The 17634-nt window shown below is 66.0% G+C and carries 15 protein-coding genes; 7 read left to right on the top strand and 8 right to left on the bottom strand.

Features of this window, described 5'->3' with window-relative positions; all coding sequences use genetic code 11:
* The first annotated feature begins 179 nt into the window (after positions 1–179).
* The gene (locus ACYX7E_RS09530) at positions 180–1004 is read left to right on the top strand and encodes a glycine zipper 2TM domain-containing protein (RefSeq protein ID WP_462080345.1); all 825 of its coding nucleotides are present in this window, start codon (positions 180–182) and stop codon (positions 1002–1004) included.
* 179 nt (positions 1005–1183) lie between these two features.
* Here the strand turns inward: ACYX7E_RS09530 and ACYX7E_RS09525 are convergent, their stop codons facing one another.
* From ACYX7E_RS09525 to ACYX7E_RS09515, 3 genes are all read right to left on the bottom strand, one after another.
* The gene (locus ACYX7E_RS09525; RefSeq protein WP_462080344.1) at positions 1184–2173 is read right to left on the bottom strand and encodes a tetratricopeptide repeat protein; all 990 of its coding nucleotides are present in this window, start codon (positions 2171–2173) and stop codon (positions 1184–1186) included.
* A gap of 118 nt (positions 2174–2291) precedes the next feature.
* Positions 2292–3263 carry a tetratricopeptide repeat protein gene (locus ACYX7E_RS09520; RefSeq protein WP_462080343.1) on the bottom strand — a complete coding sequence of 324 codons (972 nt, stop codon included), beginning with the start codon at positions 3261–3263 and terminating at the stop codon, positions 2292–2294.
* Positions 3260–4690 (bottom strand): amino acid permease, encoded by a 1431-nt coding sequence (locus tag ACYX7E_RS09515; RefSeq protein ID WP_462080342.1) that lies wholly within the window; start codon positions 4688–4690, stop codon positions 3260–3262. The genes ACYX7E_RS09520 and ACYX7E_RS09515 overlap by 4 nt, the downstream gene beginning before the upstream one ends.
* Positions 4691–4800: 110 nt before the next feature.
* Between ACYX7E_RS09515 and ACYX7E_RS09510 the strand changes: the two genes are divergently transcribed.
* Positions 4801–5238 carry an Lrp/AsnC family transcriptional regulator gene (locus ACYX7E_RS09510; RefSeq protein ID WP_462080341.1) on the top strand — a complete coding sequence of 146 codons (438 nt, stop codon included), beginning with the start codon at positions 4801–4803 and terminating at the stop codon, positions 5236–5238.
* 127 nt (positions 5239–5365) lie between these two features.
* Here ACYX7E_RS09510 and ACYX7E_RS09505 read toward each other — a convergent pair whose 3' ends face one another.
* From ACYX7E_RS09505 to ACYX7E_RS09495, 3 genes are all read right to left on the bottom strand, one after another.
* Complete coding sequence (locus ACYX7E_RS09505) at positions 5366–8221, bottom strand: TonB-dependent receptor plug domain-containing protein (RefSeq protein WP_462080340.1); 2856 nt, start codon at positions 8219–8221, stop codon at positions 5366–5368.
* 64 nt (positions 8222–8285) lie between these two features.
* Positions 8286–9284 (bottom strand): tetratricopeptide repeat protein, encoded by a 999-nt coding sequence (locus tag ACYX7E_RS09500; RefSeq protein ID WP_462080339.1) that lies wholly within the window; start codon positions 9282–9284, stop codon positions 8286–8288.
* A 20-nt stretch (positions 9285–9304) separates the two neighbouring features.
* Positions 9305–10417: a dipeptidase gene (locus tag ACYX7E_RS09495; RefSeq protein WP_462080338.1), complete on the bottom strand. Its 1113-nt coding sequence runs from the start codon at positions 10415–10417 to the stop codon at positions 9305–9307.
* 228 nt (positions 10418–10645) lie between these two features.
* Here ACYX7E_RS09495 and ACYX7E_RS09490 point away from each other — a divergent pair, with 228 nt between their 5' ends.
* The 5 genes from ACYX7E_RS09490 (at position 10646) to ACYX7E_RS09470 (ending at position 16063) form a co-directional block, all read left to right on the top strand.
* Positions 10646–11815, top strand: a complete 1170-nt coding sequence (locus ACYX7E_RS09490; RefSeq protein WP_462080337.1) for an acyl-CoA dehydrogenase family protein — start codon at positions 10646–10648, stop codon at positions 11813–11815.
* 29 nt (positions 11816–11844) lie between these two features.
* The gene (locus tag ACYX7E_RS09485) at positions 11845–12405 is read left to right on the top strand and encodes a GNAT family N-acetyltransferase (RefSeq protein ID WP_462080336.1); all 561 of its coding nucleotides are present in this window, start codon (positions 11845–11847) and stop codon (positions 12403–12405) included.
* Positions 12402–12962 (top strand): GNAT family N-acetyltransferase, encoded by a 561-nt coding sequence (locus ACYX7E_RS09480; protein ID WP_462080335.1) that lies wholly within the window; start codon positions 12402–12404, stop codon positions 12960–12962. Before ACYX7E_RS09485 ends, ACYX7E_RS09480 begins: the two co-directional genes overlap by 4 nt.
* Positions 12959–13603, top strand: a complete 645-nt coding sequence (locus ACYX7E_RS09475) for a glutathione S-transferase family protein (RefSeq protein ID WP_462080334.1) — start codon at positions 12959–12961, stop codon at positions 13601–13603. Before ACYX7E_RS09480 ends, ACYX7E_RS09475 begins: the two co-directional genes overlap by 4 nt.
* A 180-nt stretch (positions 13604–13783) precedes the next feature.
* A complete protein-coding gene (locus ACYX7E_RS09470; protein ID WP_462080333.1) occupies positions 13784–16063 on the top strand; it encodes a thiamine pyrophosphate-dependent enzyme in 2280 nt (759 codons plus the stop codon).
* 203 nt (positions 16064–16266) lie between these two features.
* Here the strand turns inward: ACYX7E_RS09470 and ACYX7E_RS09465 are convergent, their stop codons facing one another.
* Together ACYX7E_RS09465 and ygfZ are read right to left on the bottom strand one after the other, a co-directional pair.
* Positions 16267–16782 (bottom strand): OmpA family protein, encoded by a 516-nt coding sequence (locus ACYX7E_RS09465; protein ID WP_462080332.1) that lies wholly within the window; start codon positions 16780–16782, stop codon positions 16267–16269.
* Positions 16772–17617 (bottom strand): CAF17-like 4Fe-4S cluster assembly/insertion protein YgfZ, encoded by an 846-nt coding sequence (gene ygfZ / locus ACYX7E_RS09460; RefSeq protein ID WP_462080331.1) that lies wholly within the window; start codon positions 17615–17617, stop codon positions 16772–16774. Before ygfZ ends, ACYX7E_RS09465 begins: the two co-directional genes overlap by 11 nt.
* Positions 17618–17634: the final 17 nt, after the last annotated feature.

Genomic DNA, 17634 nt, shown 5'->3' with positions numbered 1-17634 from the left:
GAAGGAATGGTGCCGGGAACGCTAGCACGCGGCCCGTGTGTCCGGCGATGGCGGTGCCCCCACCGACGCAGTTCATTGGGCCGTCAGTTTGGGAGGGAACTTATGAGCTCCTGTTCAGGTGGGAATTGCTGCAATGCTTGCGAATCATCAACCGGGCCCTGGCGCCCTGAGGACATCCCATGAAAGCCAATACGATCGCTATTGCTGTGGCCGCCATGCTGGTTGGCGGCGTCGCCGTCGGCGCATTCCAGAACAGCCGCAACAATGACAATGATGCTGCGGTCGGACAGGCGAACCCGGCGGGTGCAGATGCTGCCCTGGACGCGGATCGCGTCGCCGACAACGACATTCCGGCGTCGGGCAAGCTCGAGTACGCCACCGTGCTCGCGGCCAATCCGATCACCGAGAAGCAGAACCTCTACGCCACGGTCATCGGCAGCGAGGCCATCCGTGAGACCACGACGTCCAACTCGCCACGCGAAGTCTGCGAGGACGTGGTCGTGCAGGAGCGCGCGCCCGAGCGTGACGGCAACGTCGGCGGCACCGTCGCCGGTGCGGTCATCGGCGGACTGGTCGGCAACCAGGTCGGCGGCGGTACCGGTCGCAAGCTGGCGACGGTCGCAGGTGCCGTGGGTGGCGGCTATGTCGGTCGCGAGGTCGATCGCCGCCACGTCGGTGGCCGCGTGGTCGAACGCGTCGACCGCCAGTGCCGCACCGTCAACGATTCCGCGCAGAGCTCGCGGGTCGTGGCCTACAACGTGACCTATCGCAACCCCGACGGCACCACCGGCACGATGCGCACCGACAGCAAGCCGGGCAAGCAGATCCCGCTGGGTAGCGAGCAGCACACCGTCGGCTATGACGTCACCTATCGTTACAACGGCAACGAGCAGACGATCCGCATGGACCAGAAGCCGGGCGAGCGCCTGCCGGTGGTCGATGGCCACGTGGTCACCAGCGTGGCGACTAACGATGCCAGGGGCGAGGCCAGCTCGAGGCAGTAAGCAGTCAACAAGCCTTGAGCGGGAAGCCTTAAGCAGGCAGAACCACCGGCGCCGGACCTGCAGGTGGCAGCAGGTACCGGTTCCGCAAACCGCATGTGACGACGCCGCAGCTGTGAAGCTGCGGCGTCGTCGTATCCGGGTCACGCACCCGGGCAAGTGCGGACACAGGTCCGCTTGCGTCAGTGGAGGCGGTGCATGTCGACTTCAGCGGCGATGTAGCCGAACGCCGGCCAGCCCGCGCCGGACAGGATTTTCTCGAAGACCGCCTTGGCTTTTTCGGTTTCGCCGGTCACCAGGTAGTAGTTGGCAACGCCATAGCCCTGGGTCGCGATCGCCGTGGTATCGGCGGTGTCGGTGTTGAGCAGCGCGTCGGCCGATTCGATGCCCTTGTACATCAGCAGGCGGCGGTGGTAGCCGTCGTTCTCGAGGATCTCCATCTTCGGCGTGATCTTCTCGAGCAGTGCGGCGGCCTCGGCCTTGCGACCCAGGCGCATCTGCGACATCCACATCCAGTCGGTGACGGCGACGATGGAGTCGTCGTTGTTGGCGGCCGAGGTCTTCAGCAGTTCCTGGTAGGCGGCCAGCGCGGCGTCGTAGTTGCCCTGCAGGTAATGGGCCAGCCCCAGGTGGTACCAGATGTTGTAGGCCAGCGTCGTGCGGGCGATGCCCGACGGGTTGGGCGCGCCATCGGGCTCGATCTCGTCGGGCTTGCCGGCGATCAGTTCGGCCGCCTTCTCGAAATCGGCCTGGGCCTTCGGGAACTCGCGCAACGTGATGTGGCGATGGCCGCGATGGCGGTACAGCTTGGCGTTGTCCGGCCAGCGCTCGATACCCTGGTCGAGCACGGTCACCGCTTCCTGGAAGCGCCACAGGTAGCCCAGCCGACGGGCGACCCAGATCAGGGCCTCCGGGTCGTCCGGATTGGCTTCGAAATCGGCGCGTGCCTTGGCGAGGTCGGCCTCGAGCTTTTCCTGGGACGGCAGCGGGCTCGGCGGCAGCAGCGGCTTGCCGGACAGCGACATCACCGGGGCGATGGCGTCGGGGCTGGTGGCGGCGGGCTGGGCTGCCGTCCTGGCGGCAGTGCTGTCGGCGTCGGCAGCCGGCGGTGCCGTGCCGCCACAGGCGCTGAGGGCGGCGAAGATCGGGATGAACAGAAGCTTGCGAACCATGGGTGTCTCCATCTACGGGGTTGTGCTGATGACGTCCAGCGAGGTGCGGGACGCGTGGTGTCGAGGGGTGGGGTGGATGGCGATGCGTACGTCGGCCGCGAGGGTCGCACGCGATGCATCAGCGGGAGCTGGCGGACCTCAGCTTCAGCAGTTCGGTTTCGGCGGGCCAGAAGCCCTGCGGACTGTCGAGGATGATCCTTTCGAGCAGCGCATCGGCACCGGCCGCGTCACCCTGGAACAGGTGTTGCATCGCGACCGCGAACGAGCTGACCGGATCCTTCCTGGCCAGCACCACGTCCTCGGCGAGCGCTCCCTGCAGGTAGCGGACGCCGTCGTAGTAGCTGTCGTTTTCCAGCAGTTCCAGGCCGGCCGGCGTGTCGGCGACTGCCTGGGCGGCCTCGTCGTGCCGGCCGAGCTTGCGCAGGGCCAGGTATCGCCAGTAGCGGATGGCGACCTGGTGGTCCTGGTTCTGCACGAGTGGTTCGCGCGCGGAGCGCTCCATGCCGGCCAGCGTGGTCGCGTAGTCGCCGATCGCCCAACTGGTCTGCGCATGGTAGTAGTGCAGGTTGCTGCGATAGGAACCCAGGAACTGGTTACGGGCATTGACGATGCCGTCGGGCTCGTAACTGTCCTGGAGGGGTTCGATCAGCGCGATGCCGCGCGCGTAGTCGGCCAGCGCAGCGTCGAACTGGCGGCTGCGCGCGAGTTTTCGGCCGCGGAAGCGCAATAGTTTGTAGCTGTCGGGGAATCTCTCCAGGCCTTGGGTGAACACCGCGATCGCTTCATCGAAGCGGTTGAGGTAGGCCAGCCTGCGACCCAGCCAGATGTAGGAATCTTCGCGCTCGGGAGCGATCTTCATCGCGGCCCGTGCGATCTCGACGTCCTTTTCAAGGAAGGCGAGCGTCTCGGGCGACCATGCCGGATTGCGCAATGGCGTACCGATCAGCGAGCGTGGGCCGGTGGCGGCCGCGGTTGCTCCCGTCTCAGCGCTGGGCGCACCGTCCAGGGTTGCCGCGATGCTGTACAGCGGCATCATCAGCGCGAGGGCCAGCGCGCTGCGCAGCCAGGTGGAATGCGTGCGCGTCGTCATGTCGAGAGCTTGCTCTTGCGGATGCCATAGAAGAAATAGACGACAAGCCCCACTGCCATCCAGGCGAGGAAGCGCGTCCAGGTGGTGCCGGGCAGTTGCGCCAGCAACCAGACCGAGAACGCGATGCCGAGCAGCGGGACGAACGGCATCCACGGCGTGCGGAACTTGCGCTGGATCTCGGGACGCCGGTAGCGAAGGATCATCACCGAGGCGCAGATCACCACGAAGGCCGACAAGGCGCCGATGTTGACGAGCATCGCGAGGTCGCCGATCGGCAACAGGCCGGCGGCGACCGCCGTCAGCGCGCCGATGATCAGCGTCGGGCGGTAGGGTGTGCCATGCACCGGATGCACCTTGGCGAACCACGCCGGCAGCAGGCCGTCGCGTGCGAGCGAGAACCAAATACGCGCGGCACCGAGCATGAAGGCGAAGACCACGCTGATGATGCCGGTCACCGCGGTGATCGAGACCGCCACCGCGACCCAGCCCAGGCCGATCGACTTGAAGGCGTTGGCGACGGGCGCATCGTTGTTGAGCGTGGAGTAGTGCGCGATGCCGGTCAGCACCATCGAGATCAGGATGTACATCGCCATCGAGATGCCCAGCGACAGCAGGATCGCCCGCGGCAGGTCGCGCTGCGGATTCTTCGACTCCTCGGCGGCGGTGGTCAGCGTGTCGTAGCCGAACACCGCGAAGAACACGATCGCGGCCGCCGAGACGACGCCGGAGACGCCGTACTGGGCCATGCCCTTGGCGTCGATGGTCTGCTCGGGGATGAAGGGCGTCCAGTTGTCCGGGTTGATGTGGAAGATGCCGACGCCGATGATCAGCACGACGCCGATGACCTTGACGATGACGATCGCGGTATTGAAGCGTGCACCCCATTCCGTACGCAGGCTCAGCAGCACCGCAACGCCCATCGCGACCATGGCCGCCACGACATTGAAGATGCGTCCGTCACCGCTGCCGGGCGCGCCTCTTGCCCAGTCGGGCAGGGATAATCCGGCGGCATCGAGCAGGTTGTGCAGATAGCCCGCCCAGCCGCTGGAGACCGCGGCGACGATCAGGGCGTATTCCAGCAACAGGTCCCAGGCGATCAGCCAGGCCGCCAGTTCGCCGAGCACCGCATAGGTATAGGTGTAGGAGCTGCCGGTCACCGGGATCATGCCCGCGAACTCGGCATAGCACAGGGCTGCCGCCGCACTGGCGATGCCGGCGATGATGAAGGCCAGCGCGACGGCGGGGCCTGCGTTGACGGCGGCCTGTTGTCCGGCGAGGACGAAGATGCCGACGCCGATGATGCTGCCCAGTCCGATACTCGTCAGCTGCCAGAGCCCGAGCGTGCGCGGGAAGTCCCGCCTTGCGCCCAACTGGTCGTGCAGTGATTCGATGCTCTTGCGTCTGGTGATCGCGGTAAGAAAACCCATGCGCTGATTCCTTGGTAAATATGGGTATGGCGGGTCGGCGTGGGGCCGCTGTGAAAGAGATGTGAAGGTGTATAGTCCCTTCATCCCGATTACTTGAAAAAGGCTAGGTGATGATCCTTACCGAGAAGGAAGCGGAGCTTCTGAGCATCCTGAAAAAGGATTCGAAGAAGACCGTGTCGGCACTGGCCAGGGAGTTGTCGCTGTCGCGTCCGACCGTGCAGTCGATGCTCGACCGGCTCGACGCGGTGGCCATCGAGAAGTACACGGTCCAGTTGAAGCCGGAATTCAACAATAGTTTCATCCGTGCCTTTGTCTTCATGATCCGCGACCCCAAGCACTGGGCGAAGATGAAGGCGGCCATGCTGAAGATCGATGAAGTGCGCTCGTTCCATACCATCACCGGGCAGTACGACGTGATCATCGAGCTGCAGGTCGACTCCGGCAATTTCTCGCGTATGGACCGGATCCTCGACGAGATCGTCGCGATGGACGGCGTCCATCGTACCCATACCGCGATGGTGCTCACGAGCAGTTCCACGGGTAGCTGAGGTCCACGGGACGATTCCAGGGCAGGGTGCGGGAGCCGGCGAAAAGGCCGGGCCCGCCCGGAGAGACAGGCGGGCCCGGAATCACGATCAGCAGGTTGTTTGGAAACGTTGATCAGAGCGTCTTCGGTCAGAACTTCTTGGAGAAGCCGACGTGGATGTAGCGGCCGATCACGTCATAGGTGTTCGCGTCGGTATTGCCCTCGATCGGCGACGACAGCAGCGGCGCCCCCTTGTCGAACAGGTTCCTGACGCCGCCGAACACCTTGAACGAGCCGTCGCCGAAGCTGTAGGTCGCGTTCAGATGGTGGTACCAGTACGACGACACCGTTGGATTGGTGATGCCTGCCGTCGGGTTGGCGCTGCCGGCATCCAGGGCATTGGCGTACTTGCGGTCCTTCAGTGACGAGATGTACTGCGTGGCCCAGGCCAGGTTGAGGCCGCCGGTGCTCCAGTTGAGCATCGTGTTGGCCGACCATTCCGGGATCGCCGCGGTGTCGCCACCGACGGTGCCCACGCGATCGACGATCGCCGATGCCGGGTTGGCCTGGAAGGTGTTCTTCTCGACCCAGGTCAGCAACGTGGTCAGGGCCAGGCGCGAGCCGTTGCCACCCAGGCCGAAACCGTCGAAGTTCCAGGCGTAGTTGGCGGCGACGTCGACGCCCGAGGTCCGCAGTGCGCCGACGTTGGCGAGCGGAACGCGGAAGTCGGCGATCTCGTAGTTGCTCGGCGAGCGCTGGATCGTCTGGCAGAACTCGCTGTTGATGTCGAGGCTCTGGAAGCAGGCGTTGAGCGTGCCGATGGCACCGCCGGCCATGCGTTCGATCGCGTTGGAGATCTTGATGTCGTAGTAGTCGACGGTCACGTTCAGTGCCGGCAGCGCCGAGGGCGTCAGCACGAAGCCGAAGGTGATGGTGTCGGACTCTTCCGGCTCCAGATTCGGGTTGGACACCAACAGGCCCGAGATCGCCGCGCCGTTCTGCTGGTACACGCCGATCTGGTCAGCCGGGATGCCCTGCGCGATGCACAGGTCGCGGATCGCGCCGGTCGGGTTGGCCGTTGCCGAGCAGGGCTCGACGATCTGCGGGAAGGTCTGGGTCGCACCGCCGAACAGTTCGTTGATATTGGGCGCACGCGCGGCACGCTGGTAGACGCCGCGCAGGCGGAACGACGGGTTCACGCGCCACTCGCCACCAGCCTTGTAGGTGCTCACGCCACCGGCCAGCGAGTACTCGGAGTAACGCGCCGCGAATTCCAGGCCGATGTAGTCGGCGAACGGCTTGTCGGTCAGCAGCGGGACGTTGGCTTCGCCATAGACTTCCCAGACATCGAACTCACCTGCGGTCGCGCTGCGCTCGCCGAAGCCGGCCGAGATGAAGTCGCGGACGATCGGGGCGGGGTTGTCCTGCGCCGAGACCGAACGCCATTCCATGCCGAACGCGGTGCCGACCGGGCCGGCCGGCAGGTTGAACAGGTCGCCGGTCGCCGAGGCCGAGAACACTTTTTCGGTGGCCTGGATGGTGCTCAGGTTGTCAGAACGCAGGTACGCGACCTGCTCGGGCGTCCAGTTGGTCAGGCTGGTGATCAGCGAGCAGGCCGGATTGCCGTTGGCGCATCGGGTCGGATCGGTCGGGCTCGGGGTCGAGGCTTCGACGATCGTGCGGCGCGAGACGTCGCCGAGCTGGATCTCGGTGGTGTCGACGGTGCTGTAGCTGTAGCTGGCATCCCATGCCCAGCCCGACTCGAGCTGGCCCTTGACGCCGCCCAGGAAGCGGAAGGTGTCGCGGTTGAACGAGATCTCACGCTTGGGGAAGGAGTCGGGCACCAGGAAGCGCACGGCGAACGGTGCGTTCGGGTCCGGGCGGGCATTGAGCAGGGCACGGATCTCGGGCGAGATCCACGAGGCGTTGGCCGGCATCGGCGGTGCGTTGAACGTGGCGCGCACGTTGGGGGCCGACGGCGACAGCGCGGCGGACGACCGGATCTTGTTGTAGCTGATCTCGGCGTAGGCGCTGGTGTAGTCGTTGAAGAAGAACTCCGAGCGTCCGAAGACGTTGGTGCGCTCCATCGGGGTCTGGATCGCGTAGTCGCCGGTGGCGTCGAAGAACGCGTCGCGGGCCGCGACGTACGGGGTCGGCACGAGGTCGTTGAGCGCGTAGTCGCGGTTGGTGAACCCGCCGGTGCCGTTGGGCGTGGGGATCGCGAGCAGGGTGCCGCCGCGACGGCTGGCCGAACCGGTGCGCGCGAAGCCGCTGCCGGTGTCGGTCAGCGCATAGCGCGACAGGTCGCGCTGGTTGCCGCGCAGCAGTTCACGCTCTTCGTAGTTGACGTGCAACCAGGCCGAGGCGCGCTCGCTGGCGCCGCCCATCGTGGCCGAGGTGCTCCAGACGCCGGCATCGCCTTCGCTGGACATGCCGTACTGGGCTTCGACCTGCAGGCCTTCGAACTTGTCCTTCAGGATGAAATTGACCACGCCCGCCATCGCGTCCGAACCATAGACGGCCGAGCCGCCGCCGGTCACGATCTCGACGCGGTCGACCAGCGAGGCCGGTATGTTGTTGACGTCGACGACGCCGTTGGGGCCGGAGCCGATGAAGCGCTTGCCGTTGACCAGCACGAGGCTGCGCTTGGCGCCCAGGCCGCGCAGGTTGAGGGTCGAGGTCTGGTCGGAGTCGCCGAAGACGTTGCTCGACTTGGTGTTGCCCGCGACCAGCTGCGGCAGGGTATTGAGGTAGTCCTCGACCGACAGCGAGCCGCTGATCTTCATGGTCTCCTGGCTGATGCCGGTGACCGGGGTCGAACTCATCAGGTTCTTGCTGCGGATGCGCGAGCCGGTGACCACGACGTTGTCGAGGGTCACCGCTTCGCTGCTGTTGGAGGCGGTGGAGCTGGCGTCCTGGGCGGAGACGAGCTGGGGCGTCGCCGCGACCAGCGCGATGGCGACGGCGCGGGTCAGCAGGTGGGTCCGGAGTGGCTTGGTGTTCATGTGGATGTCCGTGTACGTAAGGAGTTTTTGTTGTGTGCGATCGGTGGAGCGTGTTGCAGGGGGATCAGGGTTTTTCGTTGCCGAACAGTGCGATCCAGTCGGCCTCGGCCTGGACGCGGGCGAAGAAGCTCCAGGTGTCGACCTTGGTGGCGATGCGCAGGAATTCCTTGGCCTTGGACAGTTCGCCGCGCACCAGCCAGTAGTTGGCGAGCGAGTAGGCGGTGCCGGCGCTGATCGCGTCGGATGTGCTGAAGGCCTTGCCGCTGTCGAGGGTGCTGTAGTAGGTCTCGGGGTCGCGCAGGTCCTTGTAGAGCTGGATGCCGTCGAAGTAGTAGTTGGCTTCGATGTTGTCCTTGAGGTCGACCAGGGTCAGCGTGTAGCCGGCGAGCAGGGCATTGGCCTCGTCGTAGCGCTGACTGCGCGCCAGGCTCATGTACTGCCAGTAGACGCCGGCGGTGATGCTGGGGGCATCGGACGTGCCCAGGCCCACTTCGCGCGACTTGCCGAACCATTCGGCTGCCTTGGCGTAGTCGTGCTTGGCGAAGTAGGCGTGGCCGAGGTGGTAGTACAGGTAGAACTGCACGACGTCGGGCGTACTCGGGAAGTAGTCGGGCCCCAGGCGTTCGCGCTCCAGCGGCTGGTTGCGGTACAGCTCGGCCGAACGCAGGCCGTCGACGATGGACTTGTCGAATTCGCGCAGGTTGAAGTAGCGATGCGCGCGATGGCGCAGCAGCTTGGCCGAGTCGGGATGCCGCTTCAGGCCGGCCGAGTAGACCGCGATGGCCTCACGCGCCAGGCCCTGGTAGCCGAGCAGGCGGCCGTACCAGGTGACATTGTCGATCGTGGGCGAAGCTTCGTAGGCAGCCTTGGCTTCCGCCACCGCGCGTTGCAGGGTGCCGGTGCCGGCGACGTTCATCGGGTTGCTGCCGCGGGTGTACATCGGCTGTCCGAACAGGTCATTTCCCTGCAGGAAACGGCTGTCATCCTGCGCGGAAGCCGAAAAAGAGGCGAAGCAAAGAGTGAGCGCTGCGAGCAGCGCCCTGAGGTGGATTGTCGATGTCATGGAGGTTCTCTGGAGTGGGTTCAGCCAACGACGTCGGCGTACAGGCGCAGGAGATTCCCGCCCATGACCTTGTCGATGTCTGTTTGCGAATAGCGACGCTTGTGCAGCTCGTCCCGGATCACCTCCATGCGATGCGGTCCGTTGAGCTTTTCGAGGTACAGCGGCCAGTCCTGCGGCGAAATCTGCGAGCCTTCTTCCTTCAGCAGGATGGCCAGTTCTTCCTGCGTGTCGGGGATGACGCGATGGTCACGGTCGCTGCCGATGCCGACGTGATCGATGCCGGCGACCTTGATGGCGTGGTCGAGGTGTTGGAAGTAGACCTCGAGGTTGTCGGTGCGCGCATCGGTCAGGAACGTGCGGATCTGGGTGATGCCGACCACGCCGCCGCCGGCCGCGACCGCGCGCATGTTGTCGTCGGTGGTATTGCGGCGGTGCGCGCGCAGGGCCTTGCAGGCGGTATGCGAAATGACCACCGGGCGCGACGAGGCGGCGATCGCATCGGCCATGGTGCGCATGCCGGCATGCGAGAGGTCGAGCAACACGCGCTGACGGCCCATCTCGCCGATCAGTTCGCGGCCGAACGCGGTCAGGCCGTTGTCCGGGTTCTCGAAGCACCCCGAACCGGCGCGGTTGTGGTGGTTGTAGGTCAGCTGGATGCTGGTGACGCCCAGCCGGCGCAGCAAGGCCACGCGCGTCAGGTCGCCATTGACGGGCGACGAGTCCTGCAGGTTGTAGAACACCGCAAGGCGTCGCGACGCCACCGCATCGGCGATCGCGGTGGTCGATACCGCCGGCAGGTACTGCGCGGGATGGCGGCGGAAGTACAGGTTGTATTCGGCCAGGTCCTTGAGCAGCAGGTCGAAGGCATCGGCCTCGGCCGCCTTGGGGTCGGTCAGGGTGATCGAGATCGCCCGCGTCCCGCTGGCGAGGATCTGCTCGACCAGTTCCGGGGTGTAGAGCGTACGGATCTCGCCCAGCGCGTCAAAGACGACAACCGGCAGGGCGGCGGCCGGCGTGCCGACGGTCCGTTCCGTGGTCTGTGGTTGTGCCGCCGAGGCCAGGCCTCCCATGGCGGAAAGGCCGTACAGGCCCAGTTTCAAGGTGCTGCGTCGTGTCCACGAACCGGTGTCCATCCTCCCTCCCCAGGGCGCTGTATTCGGTTGGTTCAGTTTTTGTGCGATGCAATAACAAATTTGCTCAGCAGGATGAAAACTGTATACAAAATTGGTATCAAATGTCACATATATTCAATTCATCCATAAAATAAGTAAAAAAACAAGTGCTGAGCTCCTAACAATTTTTCGGATGGCGTCGAATCTTTCGGATATCATTTCCGGCTCTTTCCGGAGGATTGAGCTCCAATGGCCTTGCATCCCTACGATCTGTACGACGTCCGCTCCCTGCTCAGTGAAGAAGAGCGTGCCGTGCAGGACACCGTTGCCCGTTTCACCGACGAGCGTGTGCTGCCGATCATCGGCGACTGTTTCGACCAGGGACGCTTCCCCAAGGAGCTGATTCCGGAAATCGCCGAACTCGGCCTGCTTGGCGCGACGCTGCCCGAGCAATACGGCGGCGCCGGCCTCAACGCGGTCAGCTACGGGCTGATCTGTCAGGAACTCGAACGCGGTGACAGCGGCTTGCGCAGCTTCGCCAGCGTGCAGTCCTCGCTGTGCATGTATCCGATCTACGCCTACGGCAGCGAAGAACAGCGCATGCGCTGGTTGCCCGATATGGCTGCCGGCAAGGTCATCGGCTGCTTCGGCCTGACCGAACCGCACGGCGGATCGGACCCGGCCAACATGAAGACCAACGCCAAGCGCGACGGCGGCGACTGGCTCATCAACGGCTCCAAGATGTGGATCACAAACGGCAACGTCGCCGACATCGCGATCGTCTGGGCGCAGACCGACGAAGGCATCCAGGGCTTCGTGGTCGAGAAGGATTTCGCCGGTTTCACCGCGCAGGAAATCAAGCACAAGATGAGCCTGCGCGCGTCGGTGACCAGCGCGCTGTTCTTCGACAACGTGCGCGTGCCCGATGCCAACCGCCTGCCCAACGTCAAGGGACTCAAGGGCCCGCTGGGCTGCCTGACGCAGGCGCGCTATGGCATCACCTGGGGTCCGATCGGCGCAGCCATCGCCTGCCTCGACGAAGCGCTGAACTACTCCAAGGAACGCATCCTGTTCGATCGTCCGGTGGCTGCCACGCAGAGTGCGCAGGTCAAGATGGCCGACTGGGCGCGCCGGATCACGTCGGCGCAGCTGCTGTCGCTGCAGCTCGGTCGCCTGAAGGATGCCGGCAAGATGCAGCCCACGCAGGTGTCGCTGGCGAAGTGGAACAACTGCCGCATGGCCATCGACATCGCACGCGAAGCGCGCGACCTGTTGGGTGCCGCCGGCATCACCACCGAACATTGCCCGATCCGTCATGCGTTGAACCTGGAATCGGTCATCACCTACGAAGGCACGGAAACCGTGCACCAGTTGGTGGTGGGCCGCGAGTTGACCGGGATCAACGCGTTCGCTGGTTGAACCCTGGTTGACCCGATGGGAGCGCGAACATGGCCGCAGACCTGGAGTTGCAGACCGAACGCCTGATCCTGCGCGTGCCGCGGATCGAGGATTTCGAGCGCTACGCGCAGTTGCACGCCGAGGACGAGGCGGTGCGCTACATCGGTGGCGCGCAGCCGCGTGCAGCGGCGTGGCGCAAGTTCCTGCAGATGCCCGGTGCCTGGGCGCTGCAGGGGTTTGCGATGTTCTCGGTGATCGAGCGCGACAGCGGGCGCTGGCTTGGCCAGCTTGGCCCGTGGCGGCCCGAAGGCTGGCCTGGCAATGAGATCGGCTGGGCCTTCCATCCCGATGCCTGGGGGCGCGGCTATGCCGCCGAAGCCGGCTTCGCCGCCATCGACTGGGCGTTCGCCAACCTGGGCTGGTCCGATGTGATCCATTGCATCGACCCTGACAATCATCCTTCGCAGGCGCTGGCCAGGCGGCTGGGCTCGCAGAACCTGCGGCCCGGGCAGTTGCCGCCGCCGCTCCAGGACCATGTGGTCGACATCTGGGGCCAGACGAAGGCGCAATGGCTGGCCGCGGCGCCAGCCCGGAGTCGTGCCGCGACATGAGCCCCTCGACTGTCCTTCAGCTCGACACTCCGCGGCTGTTGCTGCGTCCGCCCATCGGCGAGGACTTCGAGGCCTGGGCGGCGTTCCGCGCCGATGAGGTCGTCACCCGCTTCATTGGCGGCGTCGAGCCCCGTTCCGTGGCCTGGCGCGGGTTCTCGGCGATGGTGGGGATGTGGCAGCTGAAGGGCTTTGCGATGTTCTCGGTCATCGAGAAATCGTCCGGGCGCTGGATCGGCCGCGTGGGCCCCTGGCAGCCGGAGGGCTGGCCGGGCACCGAGGTCGGCTGGAGCCTGACACGCGACGCCTGGGGCAAGGGCTATGCGACCGAAGCGGCGGCGGCGACGATCGACTGGGCCTTCGCGCATCTGGGTTGGCAGGAGGTCATCCACACCATCGATCCGGACAACGATGCCTCCAAGTCGGTATCGCACCGGTTGGGATCGCGCCTGCTGCGGATGGATCGATTGCCCGAGCCGTACCACGAGAAGCCCGTCGAAGTGTGGGGACAATCGCGGAGCGAGTGGTTCGCGCGCAAATCAGGAACTGCGGACAGATGATCACCGTGCATGGCTATGCACCATCGGGCAACTGCCACAAGGTGCGCCTGCTGCTGGCGCAGACCGGTCGCGATTACCGCTGGAACGACGTCGACAGCCCGAATGGCGCGACGCGCACGCCGGCGTTCCTGGCGATGAATCCCAACGGCAGGGTGCCGGTGCTGGAGCTCGACGATGGTCGGGTCCTGGTCGAGTCCAATGCGATGCTGTGCTGGCTGGCCGAAGGCACGCAGTACCTGCCCACGGATGCCTGGCAACGCGCGCAGGCACTGTCGTGGATGTTCTTCGAGCAATACAGCCATGAGCCGTTCGTGGCGGTCGCGCGTTTCATCCGTGGCTGGACGCCGCTGGATTCGCCGCGCCGCGCCGCCGAGCTGCCGCGCTGCCTCGAACGCGGGCAGCAGGCGCTGGCGGTGATGGAGCAGCACCTGCAGGCGCATGCGTGGTTCACCGGCGACCGCTATGGCATCGCCGACATCGCCTTGTTTCCGTATACCGACGCGGCGCCGCACGGCGGCTTCGACCTGTCGCGGTATCCGGCGGTCCTGGACTGGTTGGCGCGCGTGCGCGCGACGCCAGGATTCCTGCCGATGCCCGATCCCGCCGCCGAGCAGCTTGCGTTGATCGCGCAATCCGCCTGAGCGCGCGCCCCTTTGATGCCAGTCCGTCTGCCCACGCCTATCTGATCACGCCCGTCTGATCCTGCCCGTGACGCGCGCGCCAGCCGGAAGCCCCTCATCCTGCGGCCTGTTCCGCGCCGAATCATCCAACCGCGCCGATCCGCCCGCATCCACCATCTCGAACGTCCCAGAGACCGCCGCATGTCCAGCCTTCCCAATCCCATCCCCGCCCGCATGAAGGGCTTGAACCGCGCCGAGATCTGCGACGTCAACTTCCAGGAGTTCGTGCGCGGCTGGAACGGTCGCAGCAGTGCGCGCCCGGCTGACGCTGCCACCGTGCTCGCCGGCAGCGCGCTCGACGCACGCGGCTTCGTGGAACTGTTCGAGTCGCAGTTGATCTCGCGCCATCTCGACCTGATGGCGCGCGTGCTGCGCGTGCAGAACAAGGTCTTCTACACCATCGGATCGAGCGGCCACGAAGGCAATGCGATGGTCGCGCGGCTGACCCGGCATACCGATCCTGCGTTCCTGCATTACCGCAGCGGCGGCTTCATGGCCGAGCGTTTCCGCAAGCTGCCCGGCATGGATCCGGTGATGGATTCGGCGCTGTCGTTCGCGGCCAGCGCGGACGATCCGGCCAGCGGCGGCCGCCACAAGGTCTGGGGCAGCAAGCCGCTGTGGGTCCTGCCGCAGACCTCGACGATCGCCTCGCACCTGCCGAAGGCCTTCGGCACCGCCGTGGCGATCGAGCAGGCGCGTCGCATCGGGCATGCCCTGCCGATTCCAGACGACAGCATCGCGATCTGTTCGTTCGGCGACGCCTCCAGCAACCACGCCACCGCGCAGACCGCCTTCAACGCGGCGGCCTGGACGGCCTACCAGAAGCTGCCTGCACCGGTCCTGTTCGTCTGCGAGGACAACGGCATCGGCATTTCGGTGAAGACGCCGGATGGGTGGGTCGGGCGCAACTATCGCGACCGCGCCGACCTGGACTATTTCCAGGCCGATGGCCTCGACCTGGCGGCCGGCTACGGCGACGTGCAACGCGCGGTCGAGCACTGCCGCAAGACCCGGCGGCCGACCTTCCTGCACCTGCGCACGACGCGGATCATGGGACACGCCGGCACCGATTTCGAGATCGAATGGCGCAGCATCGAAGAGTTGTGCGCGGTCGAGGCCACCGATCCGCTGCTGCGCAGCGCGGCGATCGCGCTGGAGTCGGGGCTGATGTCGCGCGACGAGATCCTGGCGATGTACGAGGAGATCCGCCAGCGCTGCTTTGCCGCCGCCGAGGACGCCGACCAGCGGCCGCGCCTGACCTCGCTGGAGGACGTCATGGCGCCGTTGGCGCCGTATACGCCTGCGGCGGTGCAGGCCGAGGCGACGCGGCCTGCGTCGGACGACAAGCGCATCGCGGCCTTCGGCAGCGAGGCCAAGCTGCCCGAGAAGCAGGCGCCGCGCCACATGGCGATCCAGATCAACAACGCGCTGCACGACCTGTTCGCGAAGTATCCCGAAGCGCTGCTGTTTGGCGAGGATGTCGCCCAGAAGGGCGGCGTCTATACCGTGACCAAGGGGCTGCACAAGGCCTTCGGCAACCGCCGCGTGTTCAATACGCTGCTCGATGAAACCATCATCCTCGGCCTGGCCCAGGGCTACGGCAACATGGGCATGCTGCCGCTGCCGGAAATCCAGTACCTGGCGTATTTCCACAACGCCTGCGACCAGATCCGTGGCGAGGCCGCCAGCCTGCAGTTCTTCAGCAATGGCCAGTACCGCAACCCGATGCTGATGCGCATCGCATCGCTGGGTTACCAGCGCGGATTCGGCGGGCATTTCCACAACGACAACTCGATCACCGCGCTGCGCGACATTCCGGGCCTGGTGGTCGGCTGCCCGAGCCGTGGCGACGATGCCGCGACGATGCTGCGCACGCTGGCCGCGCTGGCCAAGGTCGATGGCCGCGTCTGCGCCTTGCTGGAGCCGATCGCGCTGTACATGACCAAGGACCTGCATGAGCCCGGCGACGGCGGCTGGCTGACCTCGTATCCGGCGCCCGACGAAGCCATGCTGCTGGGCGAGGGCAGGGTGTACCTGCCCGAGAGCGGCGGCAACGGCGACGATCTGGTGATCTTCTCCTTCGGCAACGGCGTGCCGATGAGCCTGCGCGCGGCGAAGGCGATCGAGGCCAAGCATGGCTGGAAGACCCGCGTGGTCGACCTGCGTTGGCTGGTGCCACTCAACGAGACGTTCATCCGCGCACAGGCGGCCTCGGCCAAGCGCATCCTGGTCGTCGACGAAGGGCGCCACAGCGCCGGCGTCGGCGAGGGCATCATCACCGCGATCGCCGAAGGTGGTTTTGGCGGCCGGCCGTTCCGTCGCGTCGTCGGCGCCGATACCTTCACCCCACTCGCGGGTGCGGCCTTCCTGGTGATTCCGTCGGACCAGTCGATCATCGACGCCGCCGATACGCTGGCCTGATCGCAGCGTCGGCACTGTCGACCGGGGAGCATCGGCGCGGCATCGAAGGGTCATCGATCCGGATGCCGCGATCGCCCTGCAGTCAGGCCGGGCTGGTTGCCCGGACTGCTGCGTGTCCGGGGAGTCGTTGCGCGACAGTCGCCGCTGTGGCGAGAAGTGGTGTGCCGTGGCGTCCAGTGTTGCAGGGTCGCTCCAGCCCCGCGTCAGGGCTCGTAGCGGATATGTACGTCGACGCGTCGGTTCGGCGCCAGGCACGCGACCAGTGCCTGGCCACGCTCGTCGGGACATTCGACCACCGGTTCCGCGCTGCCGCGTCCGCTGGCGCTGATGGTGTCGGGCGCAACACCGAGCGCGATCAGGTACTCGCGCACGGCGCGTGCGCGACGATGCGACAGGTCGGCATTGACGCGCGGCTTGCCGATACGGTCGCTGTGGCCGATCACGTCGACCTTGACCGGCCGCGTGATCTGCAGCAGGCGACCTGCCAGAGCATCCAGCGACGCCAGCCCCTGTTCGCTGACATCGTCGATGCCGGCCTTGCCGAACGCGAACAGGCTGTCGGCCTGGAATTGCTCGAGCATCGGCGCTGCCGGCAGGACCGGTAGCGGTTCTGGTGCCTCGGTGGCGACCGGCCGTGACGCGCATGCGGCAAGCAGCAGGCTGGCCGCGACGCAGGCGATGCGCGAGGCCGCCGACGCCATGTCGCGGTCAGCGCGCAAGGCCATCTTCCAGTGCAAGTGCACGCACCGCGACATCGTCGATCGCGAAACGCGTCGCATCCGCATCGAGCTGGAACACCGCCAGCGCTTCCAGTCCGGCGCGACTGACGATCGGGACCGCAGCGCTGCCCTCGTGCGTCGCCTGCACGGCGGCCGGCTCGATGCCATCGCTGGCAGTGCCCTCGGAGCCTGCGCCAGCGCTGTCCGCGCCATGCAGGCGGACCAGGCCACGCTTGGCCTGTCCGAGGAAATGCGTGCGTGCGACGATCTCCTGGCCCGGATAGCAGCCCTTCTTGACGCTGTAGGCGCGCAGACGGTCCAGCGACAGCTGCTGCGGCGTCCATTGGCTGGCCTGTGCACCCGGCAGGCGGGGCAGGCCATGCGCGAGATCGAAAGCGCGCCATTGCGCCAGCAGCGAGACATCGGATGCGGGGAGGGCGGGCAGGGGATGTCCCAGTTGCAGGACCCGCGGCTGGCGCGGCGTGCCCATGTCGAACTCCAGCGAGCCGTCAGCCAAGGCCGAAAACCCGTCCGCACGGGCCACGGCCGGCGCGCGGAAAGCGCCCGACAGCAACAGATCGTTGCGCGGGCTGATCTTGAGCTTGCTGCGGAACTGGAACCTGCCCAGGGCCGAGCAGAAGGCCTCCGGGTCGGCATCCAGCAGCAGCAACAACAGGTCGTCGTCAGCCCGCTTTGCCAGCGCAAACAGCGCAATCACGCGGCCTTTGGGGGTCAGCCAGCCATTCCACTGCCAGTGTCCGACCGTCAATGCATCGACGTCGCCCATGAACTGCGCCTGCGCAAAACGGCCCGCATCGGGGCCCTGCAGCTGCACCGGATGGATGTCCGGAA

The organism is Luteimonas sp. RIT-PG2_3, assembly GCF_054902115.1.
Note: the sequence above shows the minus strand (reverse complement) of the source record. Positions and strands in the feature narration are given on the sequence as shown.

Excerpts from the sequence above, each read along its gene's own strand:
- ACYX7E_RS09480 (WP_462080335.1), top strand. The coding sequence starts at position 12,402 with ATGAGCCCCTCGACTGTCCTTCAGCTCGACACTCCGCGGCTGTTGCTG.
- ACYX7E_RS09495 (WP_462080338.1), bottom strand. The coding sequence starts at position 10,417 with ATGGACACCGGTTCGTGGACACGACGCAGCACCTTGAAACTGGGCCTG.
- ACYX7E_RS09515 (WP_462080342.1), bottom strand. The coding sequence starts at position 4,690 with ATGGGTTTTCTTACCGCGATCACCAGACGCAAGAGCATCGAATCACTG.
- ACYX7E_RS09500 (WP_462080339.1), bottom strand. The coding sequence starts at position 9,284 with ATGACATCGACAATCCACCTCAGGGCGCTGCTCGCAGCGCTCACTCTT.
- ACYX7E_RS09505 (WP_462080340.1), bottom strand. The coding sequence starts at position 8,221 with ATGAACACCAAGCCACTCCGGACCCACCTGCTGACCCGCGCCGTCGCC.
- ACYX7E_RS09490 (WP_462080337.1), top strand. The coding sequence starts at position 10,646 with ATGGCCTTGCATCCCTACGATCTGTACGACGTCCGCTCCCTGCTCAGT.
- ACYX7E_RS09485 (WP_462080336.1), top strand. The coding sequence starts at position 11,845 with ATGGCCGCAGACCTGGAGTTGCAGACCGAACGCCTGATCCTGCGCGTG.
- ACYX7E_RS09475 (WP_462080334.1), top strand. The coding sequence starts at position 12,959 with ATGATCACCGTGCATGGCTATGCACCATCGGGCAACTGCCACAAGGTG.
- ACYX7E_RS09520 (WP_462080343.1), bottom strand. The coding sequence starts at position 3,263 with ATGACGACGCGCACGCATTCCACCTGGCTGCGCAGCGCGCTGGCCCTC.
- ACYX7E_RS09530 (WP_462080345.1), top strand. The coding sequence starts at position 180 with ATGAAAGCCAATACGATCGCTATTGCTGTGGCCGCCATGCTGGTTGGC.
- ACYX7E_RS09525 (WP_462080344.1), bottom strand. The coding sequence starts at position 2,173 with ATGGTTCGCAAGCTTCTGTTCATCCCGATCTTCGCCGCCCTCAGCGCC.
- ACYX7E_RS09470 (WP_462080333.1), top strand. The coding sequence starts at position 13,784 with ATGTCCAGCCTTCCCAATCCCATCCCCGCCCGCATGAAGGGCTTGAAC.
- ACYX7E_RS09510 (WP_462080341.1), top strand. The coding sequence starts at position 4,801 with ATGATCCTTACCGAGAAGGAAGCGGAGCTTCTGAGCATCCTGAAAAAG.